The organism is Streptomyces coeruleorubidus (assembly GCF_028885415.1).
GTDB lineage: Bacteria > Actinomycetota > Actinomycetes > Streptomycetales > Streptomycetaceae > Streptomyces > Streptomyces coeruleorubidus_A.
Map to the genome: position 1 here is coordinate 6,581,385 of NZ_CP118527.1, position 20,435 is coordinate 6,601,819.

Genomic DNA, 20,435 nt, shown 5'->3' on the forward strand with positions numbered 1-20,435 from the left:
CAGGAGACCCGCGCAGGTGTGTCGGCTCAGAAGTCCTCGTCCAGGTCGACGGTGCCCTCCACCGCCACTTGGTACGCGGAGGGCCGCCGCTCGAAGAAGTTGGTCAGCTCCTGAACCCCCTGGAGCTCCATGAAGGAGAAGGGGTTCTCGGAGCCGTAGACCGGAGCGAAGCCCAGGCGGGTGAGCCGCTGGTCGGCGACGCACTCCAGGTACTGCCGCATCGACTCGGTGTTCATGCCCGGCAGGCCGTCACCGCACAGGTCGCGCGCGAACTGCAGCTCGGCCTCGACGGCCTCGCGGAGCATGTCCGTCACCTGCTGCTGGAGCTGGTCGTCGAACAGCTCCGGCTCCTCCTTGCGGACGGTGTCGACCACGTCGAAGGCGAACGACATGTGCATCGTCTCGTCGCGGAACACCCAGTTGGTGCCGGTGGCCAGACCGTGCAGCAGGCCCCGGCTGCGGAACCAGTAGACGTAGGCGAAGGCGCCGTAGAAGAACAGGCCCTCGATGCACGCGGCGAAGCAGATCAGGTTGAGCAGGAAGCGGCGGCGGTCGGCCTGCGTCTCCAGCCGGTCGAGCTGGTCGACCGAGTCCATCCACTTGAAGCAGAACTCGGCCTTCTCACGGATGGAGGGGATGTTCTCGACGGCCGCGAAGGCCGCCGCCCGGTCGTCGTGGTCGGGGAGGTAGGTGTCCAGGAGCGTCAGATAGAACTGGACGTGCACGGCCTCCTCGAAGAGCTGGCGGCTCAGGTACAGCCGCGCCTCGGGGGAGTTGATGTGCTTGTACAGCGTCAGCACCAGGTTGTTGGCGACGATCGAGTCGCCCGTCGCGAAGAAGGCGACCAGCCGGCCGATCAGGTGCTGCTCGGCGGGGGAGAGCTTGGCGAGGTCGGCGACGTCCGAGTGGAGGTCGACCTCCTCCACGGTCCAGGTGTTCTTGATGGCGTCCCGGTAGCGCTCGTAGAAGTCCGGGTAGCGCATGGGGCGCAGGGTCAGCTCGAAGCCCGGGTCGAGAAGATTCTGGGTGGTCATTACTGGCAGGCCTCGCAGGACTCGGGGTTTTCCAGGGAGCAGGCGACCGCTTCGGGGTCCGGGGTGGCCTGCGCGGGGACAGCGGCCTGGGCGGCGCGGGCGATGCGGGTCGCCGGGCGCGAGCGCAGGTAGTACGTGGTCTTCAGCCCGGACTTCCAGGCGTAGGCGTACATCGAGGAGAGCTTGCCGATGGTCGGAGTCTCCAGGAAGAGGTTCAGGGACTGGGACTGGTCCAGGAACGGGGTCCTGGCCGCCGCCATGTCGATCAGGCCGCGCTGCGGGATCTCCCACGCCGTGCGGTAGAGGGCGCGTACGTCCTCTGGGATCCAGGCGAAGTCCTGCACCGAGCCGTTCGCCTCGCGCAGGGCCTCCCGGCTGCGGGCGTCCCACACGCCGAGCCGCTTCAGCTCCTGAACCAGGTAGGAGTTGACCTGGAGGAACTCACCCGACAGCGTCTCGCGCTTGAACAGGTTGGACACCTGCGGCTCGATGCACTCGTACACGCCCGCGATGGAGGCGATCGTGGCCGTCGGCGCGATGGCGAGGAGCAGCGAGTTGCGCATGCCGGTCGTGGCGATGCGCTCGCGCAGGGCCGCCCAGCGCTCCGGCCAGGCCGGCTCCACGTCGTAGTGGTCGGGGTGGAGCACGCCCCTGGCCGTACGGGTCTTCTCCCAGGCGGGCAGTGGTCCGTTGCGCTCGGCCAGGTCGGCGGAGGCCTCGTACGCGGCGAGCATGATGCGCTCGGCGATACGGGTGGAGAGCGCCTTGGCCTCCGGCGAGTCGAAGGGCAGGCGCAGCTTGAAGAAGACGTCCTGCAGGCCCATGGCTCCCAGGCCCACGGGACGCCACCTGGCGTTGGAACGACCCGCCTGCTCGGTCGGGTAGAAGTTGATGTCCACGACCCGGTCGAGGAACGTGACGGCCGTACGGACGGTCTCGTCCAGCCGCTCCCAGTCGATGTCCCCGCCGGCCTGGTCGACGAGCGCGCCGAGGTTGACCGACCCCAGGTTGCAGACCGCCGTCTCCCCGTCGCTGGTGACCTCCAGGATCTCCGTGCAGAGGTTGGAGGAGTGGACGACGTGGCCCGGCTCGGCCGTCTGGTTGGCGGTGCGGTTGGCGGCGTCCTTGAAGGTCATCCAGCCGTTGCCGGTCTGCGCGAGGGTGCGCATCATGCGGCCGTACAGCTCGCGGGCGGGCAGGGTCTTCCTGGCGAGACCCTTCGCCTCGGCCGCCCGGTAGGCGGCGTCGAACTCCTCGCCCCACAGGTCGACCAGCTCGGGCACGTCGGAGGGGGAGAACAGCGACCACTGCGCGTCGGCGTTCACCCGCCGCATGAACTCGTCGGGCACCCAGTGCGCGAGGTTCAGGTTGTGCGTGCGGCGGGCGTCCTCGCCGGTGTTGTCGCGCAGTTCCAGGAACTCCTCGATGTCCGAGTGCCAGGTCTCCAGGTAGACCGCGGCGGCGCCCTTGCGGCGGCCGCCCTGGTTCACGGCGGCGACCGAGGCGTCGAGGGTCTTCAGGAACGGGACGATGCCGTTGGAGTGGCCGTTGGTGCCGCGGATCAGCGAACCGCGCGCACGGATACGGGAGTACGCGATTCCGATGCCGCCGGCGTGCTTCGACAGCCGCGCCACCTGGTGGTACCGGTCGTAGATGGAGTCCAGCTCGTCCTTGGGGGAGTCGAGGAGGTAGCAGGACGACATCTGGGGGTGCCGCGTGCCGGAGTTGAAGAGGGTGGGGGAGGAGGGGAGGTAGTCGAGGCGGCTCATGAGCCCGTAGAGCGCGGCGACTTCGTCCAGTGCGCGAGCGGTGTCGTCCTCGGCGAGACCGGCGGCGACGCGGAGCATGAACTGCTGTGGCGTCTCGATCACGCGACGGGTGATCGGGTGCCGGAGCAGGTAACGGCTGTGGAGCGTGCGCAGGCCGAAGTAGCCGAAGCGGTCGTCGGCGGCCGTGTCGATCAGGGCGTCGAGGCGGGCGGCGTGGATGCGTACGAACTCGGCGGTCCGGTCGGCGATGAGGCCCTCCCGGTGCCCGACCGCGACGGACTCGGTGAAGCAAGTGACGCCCTGCGAGGCGGCCTCGGCGCGGATGCCGATCGTCAGCAGGCGCGCGGCCAGCCGGGAGTAGGCGGGATCCTCGGAGATGAGGCCGGCGGCCGCCTCCGTCGCCAGCTCGCGCAACTCCGACTCGTCGGCCCGCGCGGACCGGCCGCGCAGCGCGGCGGCGGCGACCCGGCCGGGGTCGGCGTCGGGGAGGTCGGCGGTCAGCTCGGTCAGGGTCCGCAGCAGCGCGGCACCAGGACCGTCGTGCTCTTTTTCGGCGGCTGAGACCGGATCGGCTGGCGCGATGGTCACGTGGGGCTCTCCCTCGCTCGGCACGGGGGCCTCGCGCAGGGCAGGGGGCAGCACACGAGCACACGCGGCGTCGCGTCCACCGGCCCATTCCACGAGGCCCGGATGTTCGGGGCACACCGGCCGGACGGCCGGGCGCGCTGTCGGCAGGTCCTCGGACTGACTCCCATACACGCATGAAGAGGCATGGGTACACCGTTGCGGGACAGTTCCGGATTCACACCGGATTCCCCTGCGGCGGCAGCGAGCATGAGCATACATCTTGTGCCGGGTGGAGAAAGCACCCCCAGATGTAGTGTCGCGATGGTTTCACAGCGTCAACTCGTAGGTGAGGAGAGTGATGTCGTCGAGCTCCGGAATCGGGTTCCAGTCCCGCTCCGGGACACGGACGAAGCCGAGACGTTCGTAGATGCGGTGGGCGGAGTGCATGGTGCGCTGCGTCGACAGGACGACGCGGACGCAGCCGTCCGTCGCGCGGGCGCGGTCGACGCAGGCGCGGACGAGGGCCTCTCCGGCGCCGCGGCCGCGGGCCTCCTGGGCGACGGCGAGCATCCGTATCTCGGCCTCTCCGGGAAGGGCGATGTCGGCCATGGGACCGCCGGCGGGGACGAAGGTGACGCCACCGAGGAGGTGTTCGCCCCGCATGGCCACCAGGACGTCCGCGGCGGCGGCCCGCTTGGCCACGTCCCTGAGTTCGCCGAGGTACCAATCGCTCTCACCGAAGTCGAGGAGGCCGTCCCTCAGGTAGGCCTGGGCGGTGATCTCGCCGAGGGCGTCGTATTCGGTGGGCTTCACTCGCCGGATGAGGATGTCCATGGCCCGAGTGTGCGGGACGGGTATGACAACGGGCCGCCGGTTTTCACCGACGGCCCGTCGTCACTTGCGACTCAGTGCGAGGTGCCCGCCGTCGCCGGCGGAAGCTCCACCTGGACCCCGGGGTCGCCCGCGTCGGCCGTGTAGTCCTCCGGCTTGGTCTCGTCGATGCCGTCGGGGGCCTTCAGGGCCTTGAGGACGAAGGTCAGGACGACGGTGACGACGACGTTCAGGACGAACGCCGTGAGGCCGATGTAGCCGATCTCGCCGATGCCGGGGATCTCCTTCGAGGAGCCGCCGAAGTGCTTCTGGGTCGGCGAGGCGACGCCGTACGCGGCGACCGTGCCGTAGATCATGCCGACCGCCCAGCCGGCGAGCAGGGCCCAGCGGTGGAACCAGCGGGTGAACAGGCCGCCGACCAGGGCCGGGAAGGTCTGCAGGATCCAGATGCCGCCCAGCAGCTGGAAGTTGATGGCGACCGTCTTGTCCATGGTGAGGACGAAGGCCAGGGCGCCCACCTTCACCAGCAGCGAGACGAGCTTGGAGACCTTGGTCTCCTGCGCCGGCGTGGCGTCGGGCTTGATGAAGTCCTTGTAGATGTTGCGGGTGAAGAGGTTCGCGGCCGCGATGGACATGATGGCGGCCGGGACCAGGGCCCCGATGCCGATCGCCGCGAAGGCCACGCCCGCGAACCAGTCCGGGAACATGGTCTCGAACAGCTGCGGGATCGCCAGCTGCCCGTTCTGCACCTTGATCCCGGCCGCGATCGCCATGAAGCCCAGCAGCGCGAGCAGACCCAGCATCAGCGAGTACAGCGGCAGGATCGTGGTGTTGCGGCGGATCACCTCACGGCTCTTCGAGGACAGCGTCGCCGTGATCGAGTGCGGGTACATGAAGAGCGCGAGCGCGGAGCCCAGCGCCAGCGTGGCGTACGTCCACTGCCCTGCCTCCGCCGGCACCAGCGCACCGCGCGGCGCGCCCGTCGCCGGGTTGGTCTGACCGTACGCCTCGCCGGCCTTGGCGAAGATCTCGTCGAACCCGCCCAGCTTGATCGGGATGTAGATGATCGCCACCGCGATGACGATGTAGATCAGGGTGTCCTTGACGAACGCGATCAGCGCCGGCGCCCGCAGACCCGACGAGTACGTGTACGCCGCCAGCACACCGAAGGCGATCAGCAGCGGCAGGTCCTTGATGAACCAGTTGGTGTCCTCGCCGCCGCCGACGCCCATCACGTCCAGCACGGCCTGGATGCCGACCAGTTGGAGCGCGATGTACGGCATGGTCGCGAGGATGCCGGTGAGGGCCACGGCCAGGGAGAGGCCCTTGGAGCCGAAGCGGCCGCGCACGAAGTCGGACGTCGTCACGTACCCGTGCTTGTGCGAGACCGACCACAGGCGGGGCAGGAACGTGAAGATCAGCGGGTAGACCAGGATCGTGTACGGCACCGCGAAGAAACCGGCCGCGCCCGCCGCGTAGATCGCCGCCGGTACGGCCACGAAGGTGTACGCCGTGTACAGGTCGCCGCCCAGCAGGAACCAGGTGATCCAGGTGCCGAACGAGCGGCCGCCCAGACCCCACTCGTCCAGGCTGTGCTCGTTCTCGGCCCTGCGCCAGCGCGAGGCGAGGAAGCCCAGGACCGTGACGAGCACGAAGAAGAAGATGAAGACGGCGAGTGCGACGCCGTTCACGCCGTCCTTCACTCCGACGCACCGCCCTTCGCGGCAGAGCGGGCGCGCTGGTCACGCTGCCACAGCTTGTAGGCGATCATCGTCAGCGCGGTGGAGATCAGCACCCACGCCATCTGGTACCAGTAGAAGAACGGGAGCCCGATGAAGGCCGGGTCGGTCTTGGCGTACGAGCCGACCCAGAGCATGGCCACGAAGGGCGCTATGAGGCAGAGAGCGATGACGACGCGCATGGGCGTCACCGTCGCCCCTCTGCTGGCTTCTGGGGCTTGCGACATCGGCGGCTCCGTCCCCTCAGTGATCACCTGTGGAATGCGCAGGCAATCTAGGTCAGGGTGTGGCGAGAACGGAACCCCTCGTCCGTAATGCGGTACTCAAAAGAAATCAGTTCCCCGCAGCGGCGCTCAGCAGCAGCGGAACCCCTGCCGGGGATCCTTCTCCTGCCGCTGGGTGCGCAGCCGCTCGAAGTCCCGGCGGGAGGGCACCTCCGCGTCCGGATGCTCCCTGCGGACGTGTGCGACATAGCGGTCGTACGCCGACTCATCGGTCAACTCCCGTACGTACCAGCGCACACCCCTATACGCGCGTCTCAGTGCCGACCGCATCCCGGGCCTCCTCCTTCTCCTCCTTCGTCGGGAACAAGCCGGCCGGAGCGACGATCCTCGACTCGACGTACGGCGCCTCGCTCAGCGACGACAGCGCAGGACGGCGTACGTGCCGGACGCACACCCGGGCCGCGTCGACGACGACGACCACGATCAGCAGGGCCAGAATCGCCGAGAGGACGCCGTCCACCGTGGAGTTGGTGACCACGGTGTGCATGTCGTCCATGGTCTTGGCGGGCGGCAGCACCTCGCCCCGGTCGATCGCGTCCTGGAACACCTGCCGCTGCTTGAAGAAGCCGACCTTGGGATCGCTGGAGAACACCTTCTGCCAGCTCGCGGTCAGCGTCACCGCCGCGTCCCAGGCGAGCGGGACCCCGGTGATCCAGGCCCACTTCAGACGGCCGCTCTTCACGAGCAGCGTGGTGCACACCGCCAGGGCGACCGCCGCCAGCAGTTGGTTGGAGATGCCGAAGATCGGGAAGAGCTGGTTGATGCCGCCCAGGGGTTCGTGGACGCCGACCCAGAGGAAGTAGCCCCACAGCCCGCACACCAGCGCGCTGGTGATCAGCAGGCCCGGCTTCCAGCTGACGTTGCGGAAGGGCCGGTAGACGTTGCCCAGCATGTCCTGGAGCATGAACCGGCCCACGCGCGTACCGGCGTCCAGCGCGGTCAGGATGAACAACGCCTCGAACATGATCGCGAAGTGGTACCAGAACGCCTTCAGGCCGCCGCCCGTGACCTGGGAGAAGATCTCCGACACCCCGACGGCGAGGGTGGGCGCGCCGCCCGTGCGGGACAGCAGGGTCGACTCCTCGACGCTCTTCGCGGCCTGGGCGAGATCCTGCGGGGAGATCTGGTAGCCCCAACTGCCCACCACCTGCGAGGCGTTCTCCACCGTCGTGCCGATCACCCCGGCAGGCGCGTTCATCGCGAAGTACAGGCCCGGGTCGATGATGCTCGCCGCGATCAGCGCCATCACCGCGACCGACGACTCCATCAGCATGGAGCCGTAGCCGATCATCCGGATCTGCGTCTCCTTCTGGATCATCTTCGGTGTCGTGCCGGACGAGATGAGCGCGTGGAAGCCGGAGAGCGCGCCGCAGGCGATGGTGATGAAGGCGAACGGGAAGAGCGAGCCCGCGAAGACCGGACCGTCGCCGCGCGAGGCGAAGTCCGTCACGGCGTCCATCTTCAGCGTCGGCAGGGTGATCACGACACCCAGCGCCAGCAGCACGATCGTGCCGATCTTCATGAAGGTCGACAGATAGTCGCGCGGCGCCAGCAACATCCACACCGGCAGGATCGAGGCGATGAATCCGTACGCCACCAGCCAGACGACCAGCGTGGATGGCGCCAGCGTGAACGTCTCGGCCCAGGACGACTCGGCCACCCAGCGGCCCGCGACCAGCGCGAGCAGCAGCAGCGCCACGCCGATCAGCGACACCTCGGCCACCCGGCCCGGCCGCAGCACCCGCAGGTAGAAGCCCATCAGCAGGGCGATCGGGATCGTCATGCCGATGGAGAAGGTGCCCCACGGCGACTGTGCGAGGGCGTTGACGATGACCAGGGCCAGCACGCCGAGCAGGATGATCATGATGGCGAACGCGGCGAGGAGGGCCGCCGCCCCGCCGAACGGGCCGATCTCCTCCCGCGCCATCTGCCCCAGCGACCTGCCGTCGCGCCGCGTGGAGAAGAACAGCACCACCATGTCCTGGACCGCACCCGCGAAGACGACGCCGGCGATGATCCAGATCGTGCCGGGCAGATAGCCCATCTGGGCGGCCAGCACCGGGCCGACCAGCGGTCCGGCGCCCGCGATCGCCGCGAAGTGGTGGCCGAGCAGGACGCGGCGGTCGGTGGGGTGGAAGTCGATGCCGTTGTTCAGCCGCTCCGCCGGGGTGGCCCGGGTCCGGTCGGCCTTGAGCACCTTGTACGCGATGAACTTCGCGTAGAAGCGGTAGGCGATCGCGTACGTCCCGAGGGCGGCGGCCACCATCCAGGCGGCCGAGACCTCCTCGTCCCGGGACAGCGCGAGCACGGTCCAGCCGGCCGCGCCGACCAGTGTGACCAGGGTCCAGACAACGACGGTTCGGGGGTTCGCGATACGCACCGGGGTGTCCTCCCGTCCATGCGGCGACGGGAGGAACGTAAAGCAGGAAAGGGAGTTGCGCTACACCGCGTGCGCTACTCGGCGGGCCTCTTGAGCCGTGCCACGAACTTGTACCGGTCCCCCCGGTACACCGACCGCACCCACTCCACCGGCTGCCCTTCCCGGTCCAGCGAGTGCCGGGAGAGCATCAGCATCGGCAGGCCGACGTCCGTGCCGAGCAGGCCGGCCTCGCGCGGCGTGGCCAGCGAGGTCTCGATGGTCTCCTCGGCCTCCGCGAGATGGACGTCGTAGACCTCGGCGAGCGCGGTGTAGAGGGACGTGTACTTCGCCAGGGACCGGCGCAGGGCCGGGAAGCGCTTCGCGCTCAGGTGGGTGGTCTCGATGGCCATGGGCTCGCCGTTGGCCATGCGCAGCCGCTCGATGCGCAGCACCCGTCCGCCGGTCGTGATGTCGAGGAGCCCGGCGAGGCGGTCGTCGGCGGTGACGTAGCCGATGTCCAGGAGCTGCGAGGTGGGTTCGAGACCCTGGGCGCGCATGTCCTCGGTGTACGAGGTCAGTTGCAGCGCCTGGGAGACCTTGGGCTTGGCGACGAACGTGCCCTTGCCCTGGATGCGCTCCAGCCGGCCCTCGACGACCAGCTCCTGAAGCGCCTGGCGCACGGTCGTGCGCGAGGTGTCGAACTCGGCCGCCAGTGTGCGCTCGGGCGGGACCGGCGTGCCCGGCGCCTGGGTCTCGGTCATGTCGAGCAGGTGCTTCTTCAGGCGGTAGTACTTGGGCACGCGTGCGGTACGAACGGGCGCCCCGCTCTCGTTCTCCGCACTGCTGATGTCGGTGCTCATGCTCCGCCTTCCCGGCTCCTGTGCCGACACGATCCCACTTGTATACCGTCGGCGCCTCTTTTGGTCTAGTCCACAACTCGAGTGGTCTACCTGGAGTATGCCGTGCCCGGCCGGGTTTTCGTCGGGTTCTTACTTAAAGGTTCCTGCATATGTAGGTCGCATAACGGCTGGTCAGAGCTCATTCCGGACCCTTGACAGGCCTGCTGGTCTGGTCCAAGCTCCCCCTACTGGTCTACACCATTGGTCCAGGGCCTGGCCCCACGTTCACCGCGGGGAGCAGGGGGGTCGGTGGCATCCCTGAGGAGGGTGGCGTGAAGCGCAAGCTGATATCCGCGATCGGTATCGCGGGCATGGTGGTCTCCATCGCGGCGTGCGGGGGCGAGGGTGGCAGCGGGGGTTCGGACAAGGGCGCGGACGCCAAGGAGCTGACCGTCTGGCTCACCGTCGACGCCCAGAACAACTGGCCGGAGCTGGTGAAGGCCGCCGACGCGGCAGTCGAGAAGAAGCACCCCGGCCTCAAGATCAACCACGAGTACTACGGCTGGCCCGACAAGAACGCCAAGCTCGACGCCGTCCTCGCCACCGACAAGGTCCCCGACGTGGTCGAGATGGGCAACACCGAGATGCTCGGTTACATGGTCAAGGGCGCCTTCGCCCCGCTGGACCCCGCCGACTTCGACAGCTCGGACGCCTGGCTGGACGGCCTCAAGGCGTCGGTGACCTACGAGGGCAAGACCTACGGCGTCCCGTACTACGCCGGCGGCCGCGTCGCCAACTGGCGGGGGGACGTGGCGGCTTCGGTCGGGGTGAAGGCGCCCCCGAAGACGTACAAGGAGCTCACCGCCGCCCTGGACAAGATCCAGAAGAAGCAGGGCGACAAGTTCAGCGCCTGGTACCAGCCGACCCGCGACTGGTACGCGGCCATGTCCTTCGTCTACGACGCCGGCGGCGCCATCGCCACCGAGTCGGGCGGACAGTGGAAGGCCTCTCTCTCCTCGCCCGAGTCGCTCAAGGGCCTGAAGGAGTTCAAGAACGTCGTCGACAAGTACATGCACGGCGACAAGACCAAGGACGAGTCCGACCGCTACATCGTCTACGGCCAGGGCAAGTCCGCCATGATCTTCGCCGCCGCCTGGGAGGGCGCGACCGCCGAGGACCCCAAGAACGACAAGAGCGGCCAGCTCAAGGGCAACCTCGAGAACTTCGTGATGCCCGGCCCGTCCGGCAAGAACATGCCCGTCTTCCTGGGCGGCTCCGATCTCGCCGTGCCCGTGAAGTCAGACGCGCCGGCGCTGGCCGCCGAGTGGATCAACGCGTTCACCGGCCCCTCCGGCCAGAAGGGCCTGATGGCCAAGGGCAACCTGCCCAACAACAAGACCGACCTCGCGACGCTGAAGAACGACCCGAAGACGGCGGTCCCCGCCACCGCGGCCGAGTCCAACTGGTTCGTCCCGATGGCCCCCGGCTGGGGCCAGGTCGAGAAGGCGCAGATCCTGCAGACCATGCTGCAGAACATCGGCACCGGCAAGAAGTCGGTCGAGGCCGCCGCCGAGGAGGCGGACGCGGCGATCGACAAGGTCATCAACACCAAGTGACCTTCGAGCGGGGCTCCCTCACGGGCGGAGCCCCGCCCTCCGTACGACCTGAGGGACCGCCGAGGAGTGCGCGATGAGTGCCGCAGACACCACCACCCCTGTCAAGGTGCCGCCGCCGCGGCAGGCACCGCCGCCACCGGGCCCGGCGGACACGCCCCGTAGGCCACGGACGTCGAGCCCGGCCGCGGTCCCCTGGCTGCTGCTCGCGCCCTGCCTGCTGATCCTGGCCCTGGTCATGGGCTATCCGCTGGCCCGTCTGGTCACCCTGTCCTTCCAGAAGTTCGGGCAGTCCCAGCTGTGGGGCTTCCAGCCGGCCGAGTCGGTCGGGTTCGACAACTTCGAGAAGGTGCTGGGCGACGGCGAGTTCTGGACCGTCGTGGTCCGCACGATCGTCTTCGCCGCCGGGGCCGTCGTCTTCACGATGGTGATCGGCATGGCGATCGCCCTGCTGCTCCAGCGGGTCTCCGGCTGGCTGAAGGTGCTCATCAACATCGTGCTGGTGGCGAGCTGGGGCATGCCCGTCATCGTGGCGACCACGGTCTTCAAGTGGCTCTTCGACTCGGACTACGGCGTCTTCAACGCGCTGCTCAGCAAGCTGCCCGGCGTCGAGATGATCGGCCACAACTGGTTCGCGAGCGGGCCCGAGGGCCTGGCCGTGATCATGCTGCTGGTCGTGTGGGGAGCCGTGCCGTTCGTGGTCATCACGCTCAGCGCGGGTCTCACCCAGGTACCGAAGGAGCTGGAGGAGGCGGCCCGCCTGGACGGCGCCGGCTCCTGGGGCGTCTTCCGCTATGTCACCCTGCCCGTGCTCAAGCCGATCATCGTGATGCTCACGACCCTGTCGGTCATCTGGGACATGGGCGTCTTCCCTCAGGTGTTCGTCATGCGGAACGGTCACCCCGAGCCGGAGTTCCAGGTCCTCAACACCTACTCCTACGACCGGGCGTTCGTGGTCAACGACTACGCCCAGGGCTCGGCCATCGCGCTGATCACCGTCCTGCTGCTGCTCGGCGTGGTCGCCGTCTACATGCGGCAGATGCTGAAGATCGGAGAGGTCGAATGAGCAGCACGCTGACCGGCCGCCGGGCGCTGAAGCTCTGGTGGAACGTCCTCGGTCTCCTGGTCTTCGTCACCGCGGGCTTCCCGCTCTACTGGATGCTCAACACGGCGTTCAAGCCCGCCGAGGACGCCATCGACCCGGACCCCGGCCTGCTGCCGACCGGCATCACCTTCGCCAACTTCGGCCGGGCGCTGGACATCGCCGACTTCTGGGGTCCGGTGGGCCGCAGCATGGTGGTGTCGCTGGCGGTGGTCGTCATCGGCATGGCCGTGGGGCTGCTGGCCGCGCTCGCCATCTCCCGCTTCGCCTTCCGCGGCCGCAAGATCGTGATCGTGGGCATCCTCGCGGTCCAGATGGTCCCCCTGGTCGCCATGATCATCCCGGTGTTCCTGCTGCTCAACGACCTGGGCCAGTACGACCGGCTGACGGGCCTCATCATCACGTACCTGACCTTCATCCTCCCGTTCACCGTGTGGACGCTGAGGGGCTTCATCGTCAACATCCCGAAGGAACTGGAGGAGGCGGCCATGGTCGACGGCTGCTCCCGCACGGGTGCCTTCCTCCGGGTGGTCTTCCCGCTCCTGGCCCCCGGCATGGTCGCCACCTCGGTCTACGGCTTCATCCAGGCCTGGAACGAGTACCTGTACGCCCTGATGCTGCTCAGCCAGAAGAACCAGACGGCGACCGTCTGGCTCGGCAACTTCACCACCAAGCACGGCACCGAATACGCCCCGATGATGGCCGGCGCCACGATGATGGCCGTGCCGATCGTCGCCCTCTTCCTCCTCGTTCAGCGCAAGATGGCCGCGGGCCTGACCGCGGGCGCCGTGAAGGGATGACCCCACCCGATGACGACACTCGCCGGCGGTACCGACACGCTCACGCGTGACGCCCTGACGGTTCTCCAGCCCGGTTTCGCCGGAACCACCGCCCCCGACTGGCTGCTGCGCCGGCTCGGCGAGGGCCTCGCCTCCGTCGGCCTGTTCGGCCGCAACATCGCCTCGCCCGCCCAACTGGCCGCGCTGACCGCGCAACTGCGGGCCGAGCGCGACGACGTCCTGGTCGCGATCGACGAGGAAGGCGGTGACGTGACGCGCCTGGAGGTGCGCAGCGGCTCCTCCTTCCCGGGCAACCACGCCCTCGGCGCGGTGGACGACGTGGAGCTGACGCGAGAGGTCGCCCATGAACTGGGCCGCCGTCTCGCGGCCTGCGGCGTGAACCTCAACTGGGCCCCGTCCGCCGACGTCAACTCCAACCCGCGCAACCCGGTGATCGGCGTCCGCTCCTTCGGCGCCGACACCGAACTGGCCGCCCGGCACACCGCGGCCTATGTGACGGGCCTCCAGTCCGCCGGAGTCGCCGCCTGCACCAAGCACTTCCCCGGCCACGGCGACACGGCCGTCGACTCCCACCACGCCCTGCCGCGCATCGACGCCCCCGCGGACGTGCTGACCGACCGCGAACTGACCCCGTTCCGCGCGGCCATCGCCGCCGGCAGCCGGGCCGTGATGAGCGCCCACATCCTCGTCCCGGCCCTGGACCCCGACCGCCCGGCCACCCTCTCCCGCCGCATCCTGACCGGCCTGCTGCGCGGCGAACTCGGCTACGACGGCCTCATCGTCACCGACGGCATGGAGATGCGGGCCATCGCGGGCACCTACGGCATCGAACGCGGCAGCGTCCTCGCCGTCGCCGCCGGTGCCGACGCGATCTGCGTGGGCGGCGGCCTGGCCGACGACGCGACCGTACGGCGCCTGCGGGACGCCCTGGTCGCGGCGGTACGCACGGGCGAACTGCCCGAGGAACGCCTGGCCGAGGCCGCGGACCGGGTACGGGCACTGGCCCGCTGGGCGGGCACGCCCGGCCGCGCCCCCGAGGAGACTCGCGGCAGCGAGATCGGCCTGCACGCCGCCCGCCGCGCCCTCACGGTCACCGTCGCCCCCGGCATGGGGAGCCCGGAGACCTTCAAGCCCCTCACCGAACCGCCCTACGTCGCCGCCCTCACCCCCGTCGCCAACATCGCGGTCGGCGACGAGACCCCCTGGGGCGTCGCCGCCGAACTCGTCCACCTCCTGCCGGGCACGGTGACGGGCAGCTTCTCTGCCGAGGTCGGCAGGGAGGGGAACGGCAAGGTGGCGGACGGCAAGGTGGCGGACGGCAAGGAGAGCGATGCCGGTGACAGCGCCGGACGGGCGGCCCTTCAGGCAGCCGGCCCCCGCCGCATCGTCGCCGTCGTCCGCGACGAACACCGCCACCCCTGGATGGCCTCGGCCCTCGACACCCTGCTGGCCGCCCGCCCCGACACCATCGTGGTCGAAATGGGCGTCCCCCAGGCCCCACCCCGAGGCGCCCTGCACATCGCCACCCACGGCGCGGCCCGCGTCTGCGGCCGCGCGGCGGCCGAGGTGATCGCCGGGTTGTAGGCGGGAGGCACGGGGAGTCGTCCAAGCGGGTCTTCCCACTGCTGCTTCCCCGGATGGTCGCGACCGGGATCATCAGCGGCGCCACCCGGGGTCTGCCCGTGCTGCGCGAGCACGTACCTCCTCATCGCCGTCCTCGTCGTCCACTGGGTCATGACAGGGGAGTTCGACCGTCAGATCCCCTGCCACTCCGGCTTGTTGGCGTAGGTGTGCCGGAAGTAGTCAGCCAGCTTCAGCTTCGACGCGGCGGCCTCGTCGACCACGACGGTCGCGTGCGGGTGGAGCTGGAGCGCGGACGCGGGACACACCGCGGCGACCGGCCCCTCCACCGTCGCCGCGACCGCGTCCGCCTTGCCCTCGCCGGTGGCGAGCAGCACCAGGTGCCGGGCCTCCAGGATGGTGCCGATGCCCTGCGTGATCACGTGGTGCGGCACCTGGTCGATGTCGCCGTCGAAGAAGCGCGCGTTGTCGATCCGGGTCTGCTCGGTCAGCGTCTTGATCCGCGTCCGCGATGCCAGCGACGAGCACGGCTCGTTGAACCCTATGTGGCCGTCGGTCCCGATACCGAGCAACTGAAGGTCCACGCCCCCGGCATCCGTGAGCGCCTTGTCGTACGCCTCGCACGCCCCCTGCACGTCCTCGGCCGTGCCGTCCGGCCCCATGAACTGGTCCATCCCGATCCCGAGCGGCTCCAGCACCTCACGCCGCAGCACCGAGCGGTACGACTCCGGATGGTCGGCGGGCAGCCCCACGTACTCGTCGAGCTGGGCTATCCGCGCCCGCGTCACGCTCACGGCACCGGAACGCACCTTGGCCGCCAGCGCCTCGTACACGGGCAGGGGCGTCGAGCCGGTCGCCACGCCGAGCAGGGCGCCGGGCTTGCGCCGCAGCAGCTGAGCCATGGCCTCGGCGATGAGCTCGCCGCCCGCCTTGGCGTCCGGAACGATGACAACTTCCACGCTGGGCCTGCCGATCTGAGAGGGATGCTCAACTGGGACTGGACCCGGGAGGGGCCGTGTGGTTTAGACCAATCTAACAGAGCGGGGGCGCCGCTCCCAGGGTGAATACCGCCGGTCCCACAGGGGCAGCCGCCCGGTGCCGACCAGGTCGCCGGCAGGTGAACAGCGCCCTTCCCGGGTGGGCGTTCCGATGTGCCGGGAAGTGGAATGGGAGTTGCATCGCGTGGGCGATCCGCGGTGCGGGGGAGTGGAATGGGAGCTGTATCTGCCCGCGCCCCCGGAAGGAACCCCGCCATGACCGCCGCCGCCACACCGGACACCCTCAGCGAGCGCCCGGGCCGGATCATGGCCCGGGAGATGGCGGAGCAGCCCGCCGTCCTGCGCCGGATCCTGGCCGACGGCGCCCCCGCCATCCGGGACGTGGCACGGCGGATCGCCGCCCGCGCTCCCCGCTTCGTCCTGCTGACCGCCCGCGGCACCTCCGACAACGCCGCCCTCTACGCCAAGTACCTCCTGGAGATCCGGCTCGGCCTGCCCTGCGGACTCACCTCGATGTCCACGACCACGGCCTACGGCGCCCGGCCCGACCTCACGGACGTCCTCGTCGTCACCGTCAGCCAGTCCGGCGGCTCCCCGGACCTGGTCGCCTCGACCCGGGCCGCCCGCGAGGCCGGCGCGATCACGCTCGCCGTCACCAACAACCCGGACTCACCCCTGGCCGGCGTCTCCGAGTACCACATCGACATCATGGCCGGACCGGAGAAGGCCCTCCCCGCGACCAAGACGTACACCGCCTCCCTTCTCGCGCTCTACCTGTTCGCCGAGGTCCTGCGCGGCGGCGACGGCGCACCCGCGCACGTACTGCCCGATCTCGCCGAGCAACTGCTCGCCCGGCAGGACGAGGTGCGCACCCTCGCCGCCCGCTACCGCTTCGCCGAGCGCATGGTGATCACCTCACGCGGCTACGGCTACCCCACGGCCAAGGAGGCCGCCCTCAAACTGATGGAGACCAGCTACATCCCCGCCCTCTCCTACTCCGGCGCCGACCTGCTGCACGGACCGCTCGCCATGGTCGACAACGTCTCCCCGGTCATCGCCGTGGTCACCGACGGCAAGGGCGGCGAAGCGCTCCAGCCGGTGCTCGACCGGCTGCGCGGCCGCGGTGCCGACCTGGTCGTCATCGGCCCCAGGCTTCAGGTGGAGCAGGCGTCGGCCGGTTTCGTCCTGCCGACGGACGAGGTCGCCGAGGAGGTGCAGCCCGTCCTGGAGATCATCCCCCTCCAGCTCCTGGCCTACGAGGTCACCATCGCCCGCGGCCAGGACCCGGACGCCCCTCGCGCGCTGGCGAAGGTGACGGAGACTCGCTGATGACCGGGGCCGGGCGATGGACACTCGCTGGGACGGGGCGTGGTGACGGGAGACCCGCGCTGAGGACCAGAGCGTGGTGACCGAACTCGCTGATGACCAGGGGCGGGCCCGTGATCCCCCCGCTGCGTGCGGCGGCCTCTATGTGAGCGAACCCCCCGTCCCGCTGCGTGCGGCGGCCTCTATGTGAGCGAACCCCCCGTCGCATCGACCCAGCTCCCCGTGACCCACCGCCCCCCGTCCGAGACCAGGAACGCCACCACGTCGGCGACTTCGGCCGGTTCGCCCACCCCGCCCAGCGCCGATATCGCCGCGGCCTTCGCCCAGCCGTCGGCACTGCCGCGCAGCAGCTGGGCCGTGTTGTCCGTGTCGATGATCCCCGGCGCCACCGAGTTCACCGTGATGCCCCGAGGGCCCAGCACCTTGGACAGGTCCCGTGAGAGGACGTCCAGCGCGCCCTTCGTCATCGCGTACGCCATGTTGTCCGGCATCACCGCCGTCCGGGCCAGCCCCGAGGAGATGTTGACGACCCGGCCGCCGTCCCGCAGCCGGTTCATGCCCTGCTTGAGAATGAAGAACGGCGCCTTCACGTTCACCGCGAAGACCTTGTCGTACTCCTGCTCGTCCAGCTCCTGGATCGGCCGCGTGTTGCCGATCCCCGCGTTGTTCACCAGGATGTCCAGCCCGTCCGCGTGCCGGTCGAACTCCGCCCACAGTGCCTCGGCGTCCCCCGGTACGCCCAGCTCCACGCCCACCGCGAACGCCGAGCCGCCCGCCGCCTCGATCGCCGCGACCGTCTCCTTCGCCGCCGTCTCGTTCCTGCCGTAGTGCACCCCGACCCGCGCGCCGTCGCGGCCCAACCGCTCGGCGATTCCTCGCCCGATGCCCCTGCTCGCCCCGGTGACGAGTGCCGTCCTGCCCGTGAGCACGCCCATGGCGGCGCCCCCTTCGCATTTCCCTAGTGGTCGCTACAGAAATGACCCTACCCCAGCCCGCCGACATTTCTCTAGTGCCCGCTATAAAATGCACTCCATGGTGAACGACGACGGGACCGCAAGGGTCGCGGGGCACGGAACCGCTGGGGCCGAGAGGCCCGGAACCGCGACGGGCAAGGGCAAGGGAAGGCCCCGCGGCCGCCCCCGCTCCTTCGATCGCGAGACCGCACTGGAGAAGGCGCTCCTGGCCTTCTGGGAGCACGGCTACGAGGCCACGTCCGTCTCCGACCTCACCCGCGTCATGGACATCGGCGCCCCCAGCCTCTACGCGGCCTTCGGCGACAAGCGGTCCCTTTTCGAGGAGGTCGTGCAGGTCTACGGCACGAGGTACGGCTCGTTCACCGACCGGGCCCTCGCCGAGGAACCCACTGCCCGGGCCGCCGTCGAACGCGCGCTGCGCGAGGCCGCCGCCGCGTACACGGAACCCGGCCACCCGCACGGCTGCCTCGTCGTCCACGCCGCCGCGAACTGCTCGACCCCCGAGGTCGAACAGTCGCTGCGGGACCGCCGCAACGCCAACATCGCCGCGTTCGAAAGCCGCATCAGAGCCGATGTCGCCGCCGACGTACTGCCCCGGGGCACCGACGCCGCCGCCCTGGCCCGCCATACCGGAGCGATGATCCAGGGCATGTCGCAACAGGCGCGGGACGGGGCGAGCCGGGAGGAACTGGAGGCGGTCGCGGAAATTGCCATGTCCATCTGGCCCCGCACAGGAACCCACACGGGTTAGGCTGCGTGGAGGACGCCAGTGCGTCCCGCCAGCCGGAAAAATAACAACAACGAACAGCCTCCAACGCATGGACACCCATGAGTGGTCTAGTCCACAATGCGTTACGAGAGCGCGTGCCAAGCGCGCAGCAGCCTCCGCCTTCCCCGCACAGGAAGGCGGACAGAGGAACCGAGGCTCTCTGCCCTGACTGCCCCGGCTCCTCGCCCTTCGGCCGACCGGGACCGCACACCCCACGGCCGATACTGCTCCGGGCTGCGGTGCCGGGAGGGTTGAGGGTCCCTCCCAGGCGCCGCGGCCCGCGGGTGTTCCAGGAGCACACACCGGTCCGGACCCGCACATTTCGGAGCCGTACATTTCAGAGCCGTACAAACCCCCGGGTACGCTCGCTCACGTGCCCTCCATGAACGAACTCGTACGCCAGCACACCGCCCTCGACGACACCGATCTCGAGTGGCTCCACCTGCTGGTCTCGGAGTGGCAGCTGCTCTCCGACCTCTCCTTCGCCGACCTGGTGCTGTGGGTCCCCACCAGCGACGGCACGAGGTACGTGTCCGTCGCGCAGATGCGGCCCAACACCGGTCCGACGTCCTACCAGGACGACATGGTGGGCCACCTCGTCCCGCGTGGCCGCCGCCCGATGCTGGACGTCGCCCACGACGAGGGCCGCATCGTGCGCGAAGGGGACCCCGAGTGGCGCGAAGAGGTCCCCGTCCGGGTCGAATCGATCCCCGTACGGCGGGAGGGCCGCGTCCTCGGGGTCATCGCACGCAACACCAACCTGCTCACCGTGCGCACCCCGAGCCGCCTGGAGCTCACCTACCTCCAGAGCGCCTCCGACCTCGCACAGATGATCGCGGCCGGCGCCTTCCCGTTCGCGAACCAGCAGCTCGACATGGACGCCTCGCCCCGGGTGGGCGACGGCCTGATCCGGCTCGACGCCGACGGCATCGTCCAGTACGCCTCCCCGAACGCGCTGTCCGCCTACCACCGCCTCGGCCTCGCCTCCGACCTCGTCGGCCAGCACCTGGGCAAGACCACCGCCGAACTTGCCCCGACCCGGGGCCCGGTGGACGAGGCGCTCGCCAAGGTGGCCAGCGGCTGGGCGCCGCGCGAGTTCGAGATCGAGGCCAGCGACGGGGTCATCCAGTTCCGCGCGATCCCCCTCAAACCCAAGGGCACCCGCATCGGCTCGTTGGTCCTGCTCCGCGACGTCACCGAACTCCGCCGCCGTGAACGCGAGTTGATCACCAAGGACGCGACGATCCGGGAGATCCACCACCGGGTCAAGAACAACCTCCAGACGGTGGCGGCCCTGCTCCGTCTGCAGGCCCGGCGCATCGAATCCGACCGCGGCCGCGAGGCCCTGGAGGAGGCGGTGCGGCGCGTCGGATCGATCGCGATCGTGCACGAGACGCTCTCCCAGAACCTGGACGAGCGCGTGGAGTTCGACGACATCGCCGACCGCGTCCTGGCGATGGTCGCGGAGATCTCCCCGGGCAAGGTCACGGGCCGGCGCACCGGCCGCTTCGGCATCCTCGACGCCGAGGTCGCCACCCCGCTGTCGATGGTGCTGACCGAGGTTCTTCAGAACGCGCTGGAGCACGGCTTCCGCGAGGGCGACACCGGCACGGTCGAGGTGTCGGCGGTCCGCGGCGGTACGGCCAAGGAGGCCCGCCTGCTGGTCACCGTCCAGGACGACGGCGCCGGTCTGCCGGACGGCTTCGACCCGCAGACCGCGGGCAACCTCGGCCTCCAGATCGTACGGACCCTGGTGGAAGGCGAGTTGGGCGGCACCTTCGACATGGTCCCGGCCCCGGAGCGCGGCACCCGCGTGATCCTGGACATCCCGGTGCGGGCCCAGAAGTAGC

General features: G+C 69.6%; 17 protein-coding genes and 1 riboswitch. Of the genes, 7 read left to right on the top strand and 10 right to left on the bottom strand.

Features of this window, described 5'->3' with window-relative positions; genetic code table 11:
* Window positions 1-26: 26 nt before the first annotated feature.
* From PV963_RS30720 to PV963_RS30755, 8 genes are all read right to left on the bottom strand, one after another.
* Window positions 27-1,034 (bottom strand): ribonucleotide-diphosphate reductase subunit beta, encoded by a 1,008-nt coding sequence (locus PV963_RS30720; RefSeq protein WP_274819347.1) that lies wholly within the window; start codon window positions 1,032-1,034, stop codon window positions 27-29.
* Window positions 1,034-3,391 carry a ribonucleoside-diphosphate reductase subunit alpha gene (locus tag PV963_RS30725; protein WP_274819349.1) on the bottom strand — a complete coding sequence of 786 codons (2,358 nt, stop codon included), beginning with the start codon at window positions 3,389-3,391 and terminating at the stop codon, window positions 1,034-1,036. The genes PV963_RS30720 and PV963_RS30725 overlap by 1 nt, the downstream gene beginning before the upstream one ends.
* Window positions 3,392-3,516: 125 nt before the next feature.
* A riboswitch (cobalamin riboswitch) is annotated at window positions 3,517-3,645 on the bottom strand.
* Window positions 3,646-3,697: 52 nt separating this feature from the next.
* Complete coding sequence (locus PV963_RS30730; RefSeq protein ID WP_274819351.1) at window positions 3,698-4,204, bottom strand: GNAT family N-acetyltransferase; 507 nt, start codon at window positions 4,202-4,204, stop codon at window positions 3,698-3,700.
* A gap of 71 nt (window positions 4,205-4,275) precedes the next feature.
* The gene (gene mctP / locus PV963_RS30735; protein WP_274819352.1) at window positions 4,276-5,904 is read right to left on the bottom strand and encodes a monocarboxylate uptake permease MctP; all 1,629 of its coding nucleotides are present in this window, start codon (window positions 5,902-5,904) and stop codon (window positions 4,276-4,278) included.
* Complete coding sequence (locus PV963_RS30740) at window positions 5,901-6,167, bottom strand: DUF3311 domain-containing protein (RefSeq protein ID WP_274819353.1); 267 nt, start codon at window positions 6,165-6,167, stop codon at window positions 5,901-5,903. Before PV963_RS30740 ends, mctP begins: the two co-directional genes overlap by 4 nt.
* A gap of 126 nt (window positions 6,168-6,293) precedes the next feature.
* The gene (locus PV963_RS30745) at window positions 6,294-6,494 is read right to left on the bottom strand and encodes a YbdD/YjiX family protein (RefSeq protein WP_274819354.1); all 201 of its coding nucleotides are present in this window, start codon (window positions 6,492-6,494) and stop codon (window positions 6,294-6,296) included.
* Complete coding sequence (locus tag PV963_RS30750; protein ID WP_274819355.1) at window positions 6,466-8,604, bottom strand: carbon starvation CstA family protein; 2,139 nt, start codon at window positions 8,602-8,604, stop codon at window positions 6,466-6,468. Before PV963_RS30750 ends, PV963_RS30745 begins: the two co-directional genes overlap by 29 nt.
* Window positions 8,605-8,678: 74 nt before the next feature.
* Entirely contained in the window at window positions 8,679-9,443 is a 765-nt protein-coding gene (locus PV963_RS30755) for a GntR family transcriptional regulator (protein WP_274819356.1), read from the bottom strand.
* A 311-nt stretch (window positions 9,444-9,754) separates the two neighbouring features.
* On the opposite strand from PV963_RS30755, the gene PV963_RS30760 reads away from it, so the two are divergent.
* The 4 genes from PV963_RS30760 to PV963_RS30775 all read left to right on the top strand — a co-directional run bounded on the left by PV963_RS30760 (window position 9,755) and on the right by PV963_RS30775 (window position 14,521).
* Entirely contained in the window at window positions 9,755-11,038 is a 1,284-nt protein-coding gene (locus PV963_RS30760) for an extracellular solute-binding protein (protein ID WP_274819357.1), read from the top strand.
* A 73-nt stretch (window positions 11,039-11,111) separates the two neighbouring features.
* Entirely contained in the window at window positions 11,112-12,101 is a 990-nt protein-coding gene (locus PV963_RS30765; RefSeq protein ID WP_274819359.1) for a carbohydrate ABC transporter permease, read from the top strand.
* Entirely contained in the window at window positions 12,098-12,937 is an 840-nt protein-coding gene (locus tag PV963_RS30770) for a carbohydrate ABC transporter permease (RefSeq protein ID WP_274819360.1), read from the top strand. Before PV963_RS30765 ends, PV963_RS30770 begins: the two co-directional genes overlap by 4 nt.
* A 9-nt stretch (window positions 12,938-12,946) precedes the next feature.
* Window positions 12,947-14,521 carry a glycoside hydrolase family 3 protein gene (locus tag PV963_RS30775; protein WP_274819362.1) on the top strand — a complete coding sequence of 525 codons (1,575 nt, stop codon included), beginning with the start codon at window positions 12,947-12,949 and terminating at the stop codon, window positions 14,519-14,521.
* A gap of 170 nt (window positions 14,522-14,691) precedes the next feature.
* On the opposite strand, the gene nagB is transcribed toward PV963_RS30775, so the two are convergent.
* Entirely contained in the window at window positions 14,692-15,477 is a 786-nt protein-coding gene (nagB, locus tag PV963_RS30780; protein WP_274819364.1) for a glucosamine-6-phosphate deaminase, read from the bottom strand.
* Window positions 15,478-15,771: 294 nt separating this feature from the next.
* On the opposite strand from nagB, the gene PV963_RS30785 reads away from it, so the two are divergent.
* Complete coding sequence (locus PV963_RS30785) at window positions 15,772-16,845, top strand: SIS domain-containing protein (protein ID WP_274819366.1); 1,074 nt, start codon at window positions 15,772-15,774, stop codon at window positions 16,843-16,845.
* A gap of 179 nt (window positions 16,846-17,024) precedes the next feature.
* Here the strand turns inward: PV963_RS30785 and PV963_RS30790 are convergent, their stop codons facing one another.
* Window positions 17,025-17,777, bottom strand: coding sequence for an SDR family oxidoreductase (locus PV963_RS30790; protein ID WP_274819367.1), 753 nt, complete (start codon window positions 17,775-17,777; stop codon window positions 17,025-17,027).
* A 97-nt stretch (window positions 17,778-17,874) separates the two neighbouring features.
* Between PV963_RS30790 and PV963_RS30795 the strand changes: the two genes are divergently transcribed.
* Window positions 17,875-18,567 (top strand): TetR/AcrR family transcriptional regulator, encoded by a 693-nt coding sequence (locus tag PV963_RS30795; protein WP_274819369.1) that lies wholly within the window; start codon window positions 17,875-17,877, stop codon window positions 18,565-18,567.
* A gap of 400 nt (window positions 18,568-18,967) precedes the next feature.
* Complete coding sequence (locus tag PV963_RS30800) at window positions 18,968-20,434, top strand: sensor histidine kinase (RefSeq protein WP_274822166.1); 1,467 nt, start codon at window positions 18,968-18,970, stop codon at window positions 20,432-20,434.
* Window position 20,435 lies beyond the last annotated feature (1 nt).

What these genes read in the sequence shown, in the direction of transcription:
- PV963_RS30720 (WP_274819347.1), bottom strand. Translation starts at nt 1,034, where the DNA reads ATGACCACCCAGAATCTTCTCGACCCGGGCTTCGAGCTGACCCTGCGC.
- PV963_RS30730 (WP_274819351.1), bottom strand. Translation starts at nt 4,204, where the DNA reads ATGGACATCCTCATCCGGCGAGTGAAGCCCACCGAATACGACGCCCTC.
- PV963_RS30740 (WP_274819353.1), bottom strand. Translation starts at nt 6,167, where the DNA reads ATGTCGCAAGCCCCAGAAGCCAGCAGAGGGGCGACGGTGACGCCCATG.
- PV963_RS30745 (WP_274819354.1), bottom strand. Translation starts at nt 6,494, where the DNA reads ATGCGGTCGGCACTGAGACGCGCGTATAGGGGTGTGCGCTGGTACGTA.
- PV963_RS30755 (WP_274819356.1), bottom strand. Translation starts at nt 9,443, where the DNA reads ATGAGCACCGACATCAGCAGTGCGGAGAACGAGAGCGGGGCGCCCGTT.
- PV963_RS30765 (WP_274819359.1), top strand. Translation starts at nt 11,112, where the DNA reads ATGAGTGCCGCAGACACCACCACCCCTGTCAAGGTGCCGCCGCCGCGG.
- PV963_RS30770 (WP_274819360.1), top strand. Translation starts at nt 12,098, where the DNA reads ATGAGCAGCACGCTGACCGGCCGCCGGGCGCTGAAGCTCTGGTGGAAC.
- PV963_RS30775 (WP_274819362.1), top strand. Translation starts at nt 12,947, where the DNA reads ATGACGACACTCGCCGGCGGTACCGACACGCTCACGCGTGACGCCCTG.
- PV963_RS30785 (WP_274819366.1), top strand. Translation starts at nt 15,772, where the DNA reads ATGACCGCCGCCGCCACACCGGACACCCTCAGCGAGCGCCCGGGCCGG.
- PV963_RS30790 (WP_274819367.1), bottom strand. Translation starts at nt 17,777, where the DNA reads ATGGGCGTGCTCACGGGCAGGACGGCACTCGTCACCGGGGCGAGCAGG.
- PV963_RS30795 (WP_274819369.1), top strand. Translation starts at nt 17,875, where the DNA reads ATGGTGAACGACGACGGGACCGCAAGGGTCGCGGGGCACGGAACCGCT.
- PV963_RS30800 (WP_274822166.1), top strand. Translation starts at nt 18,968, where the DNA reads ATGAACGAACTCGTACGCCAGCACACCGCCCTCGACGACACCGATCTC.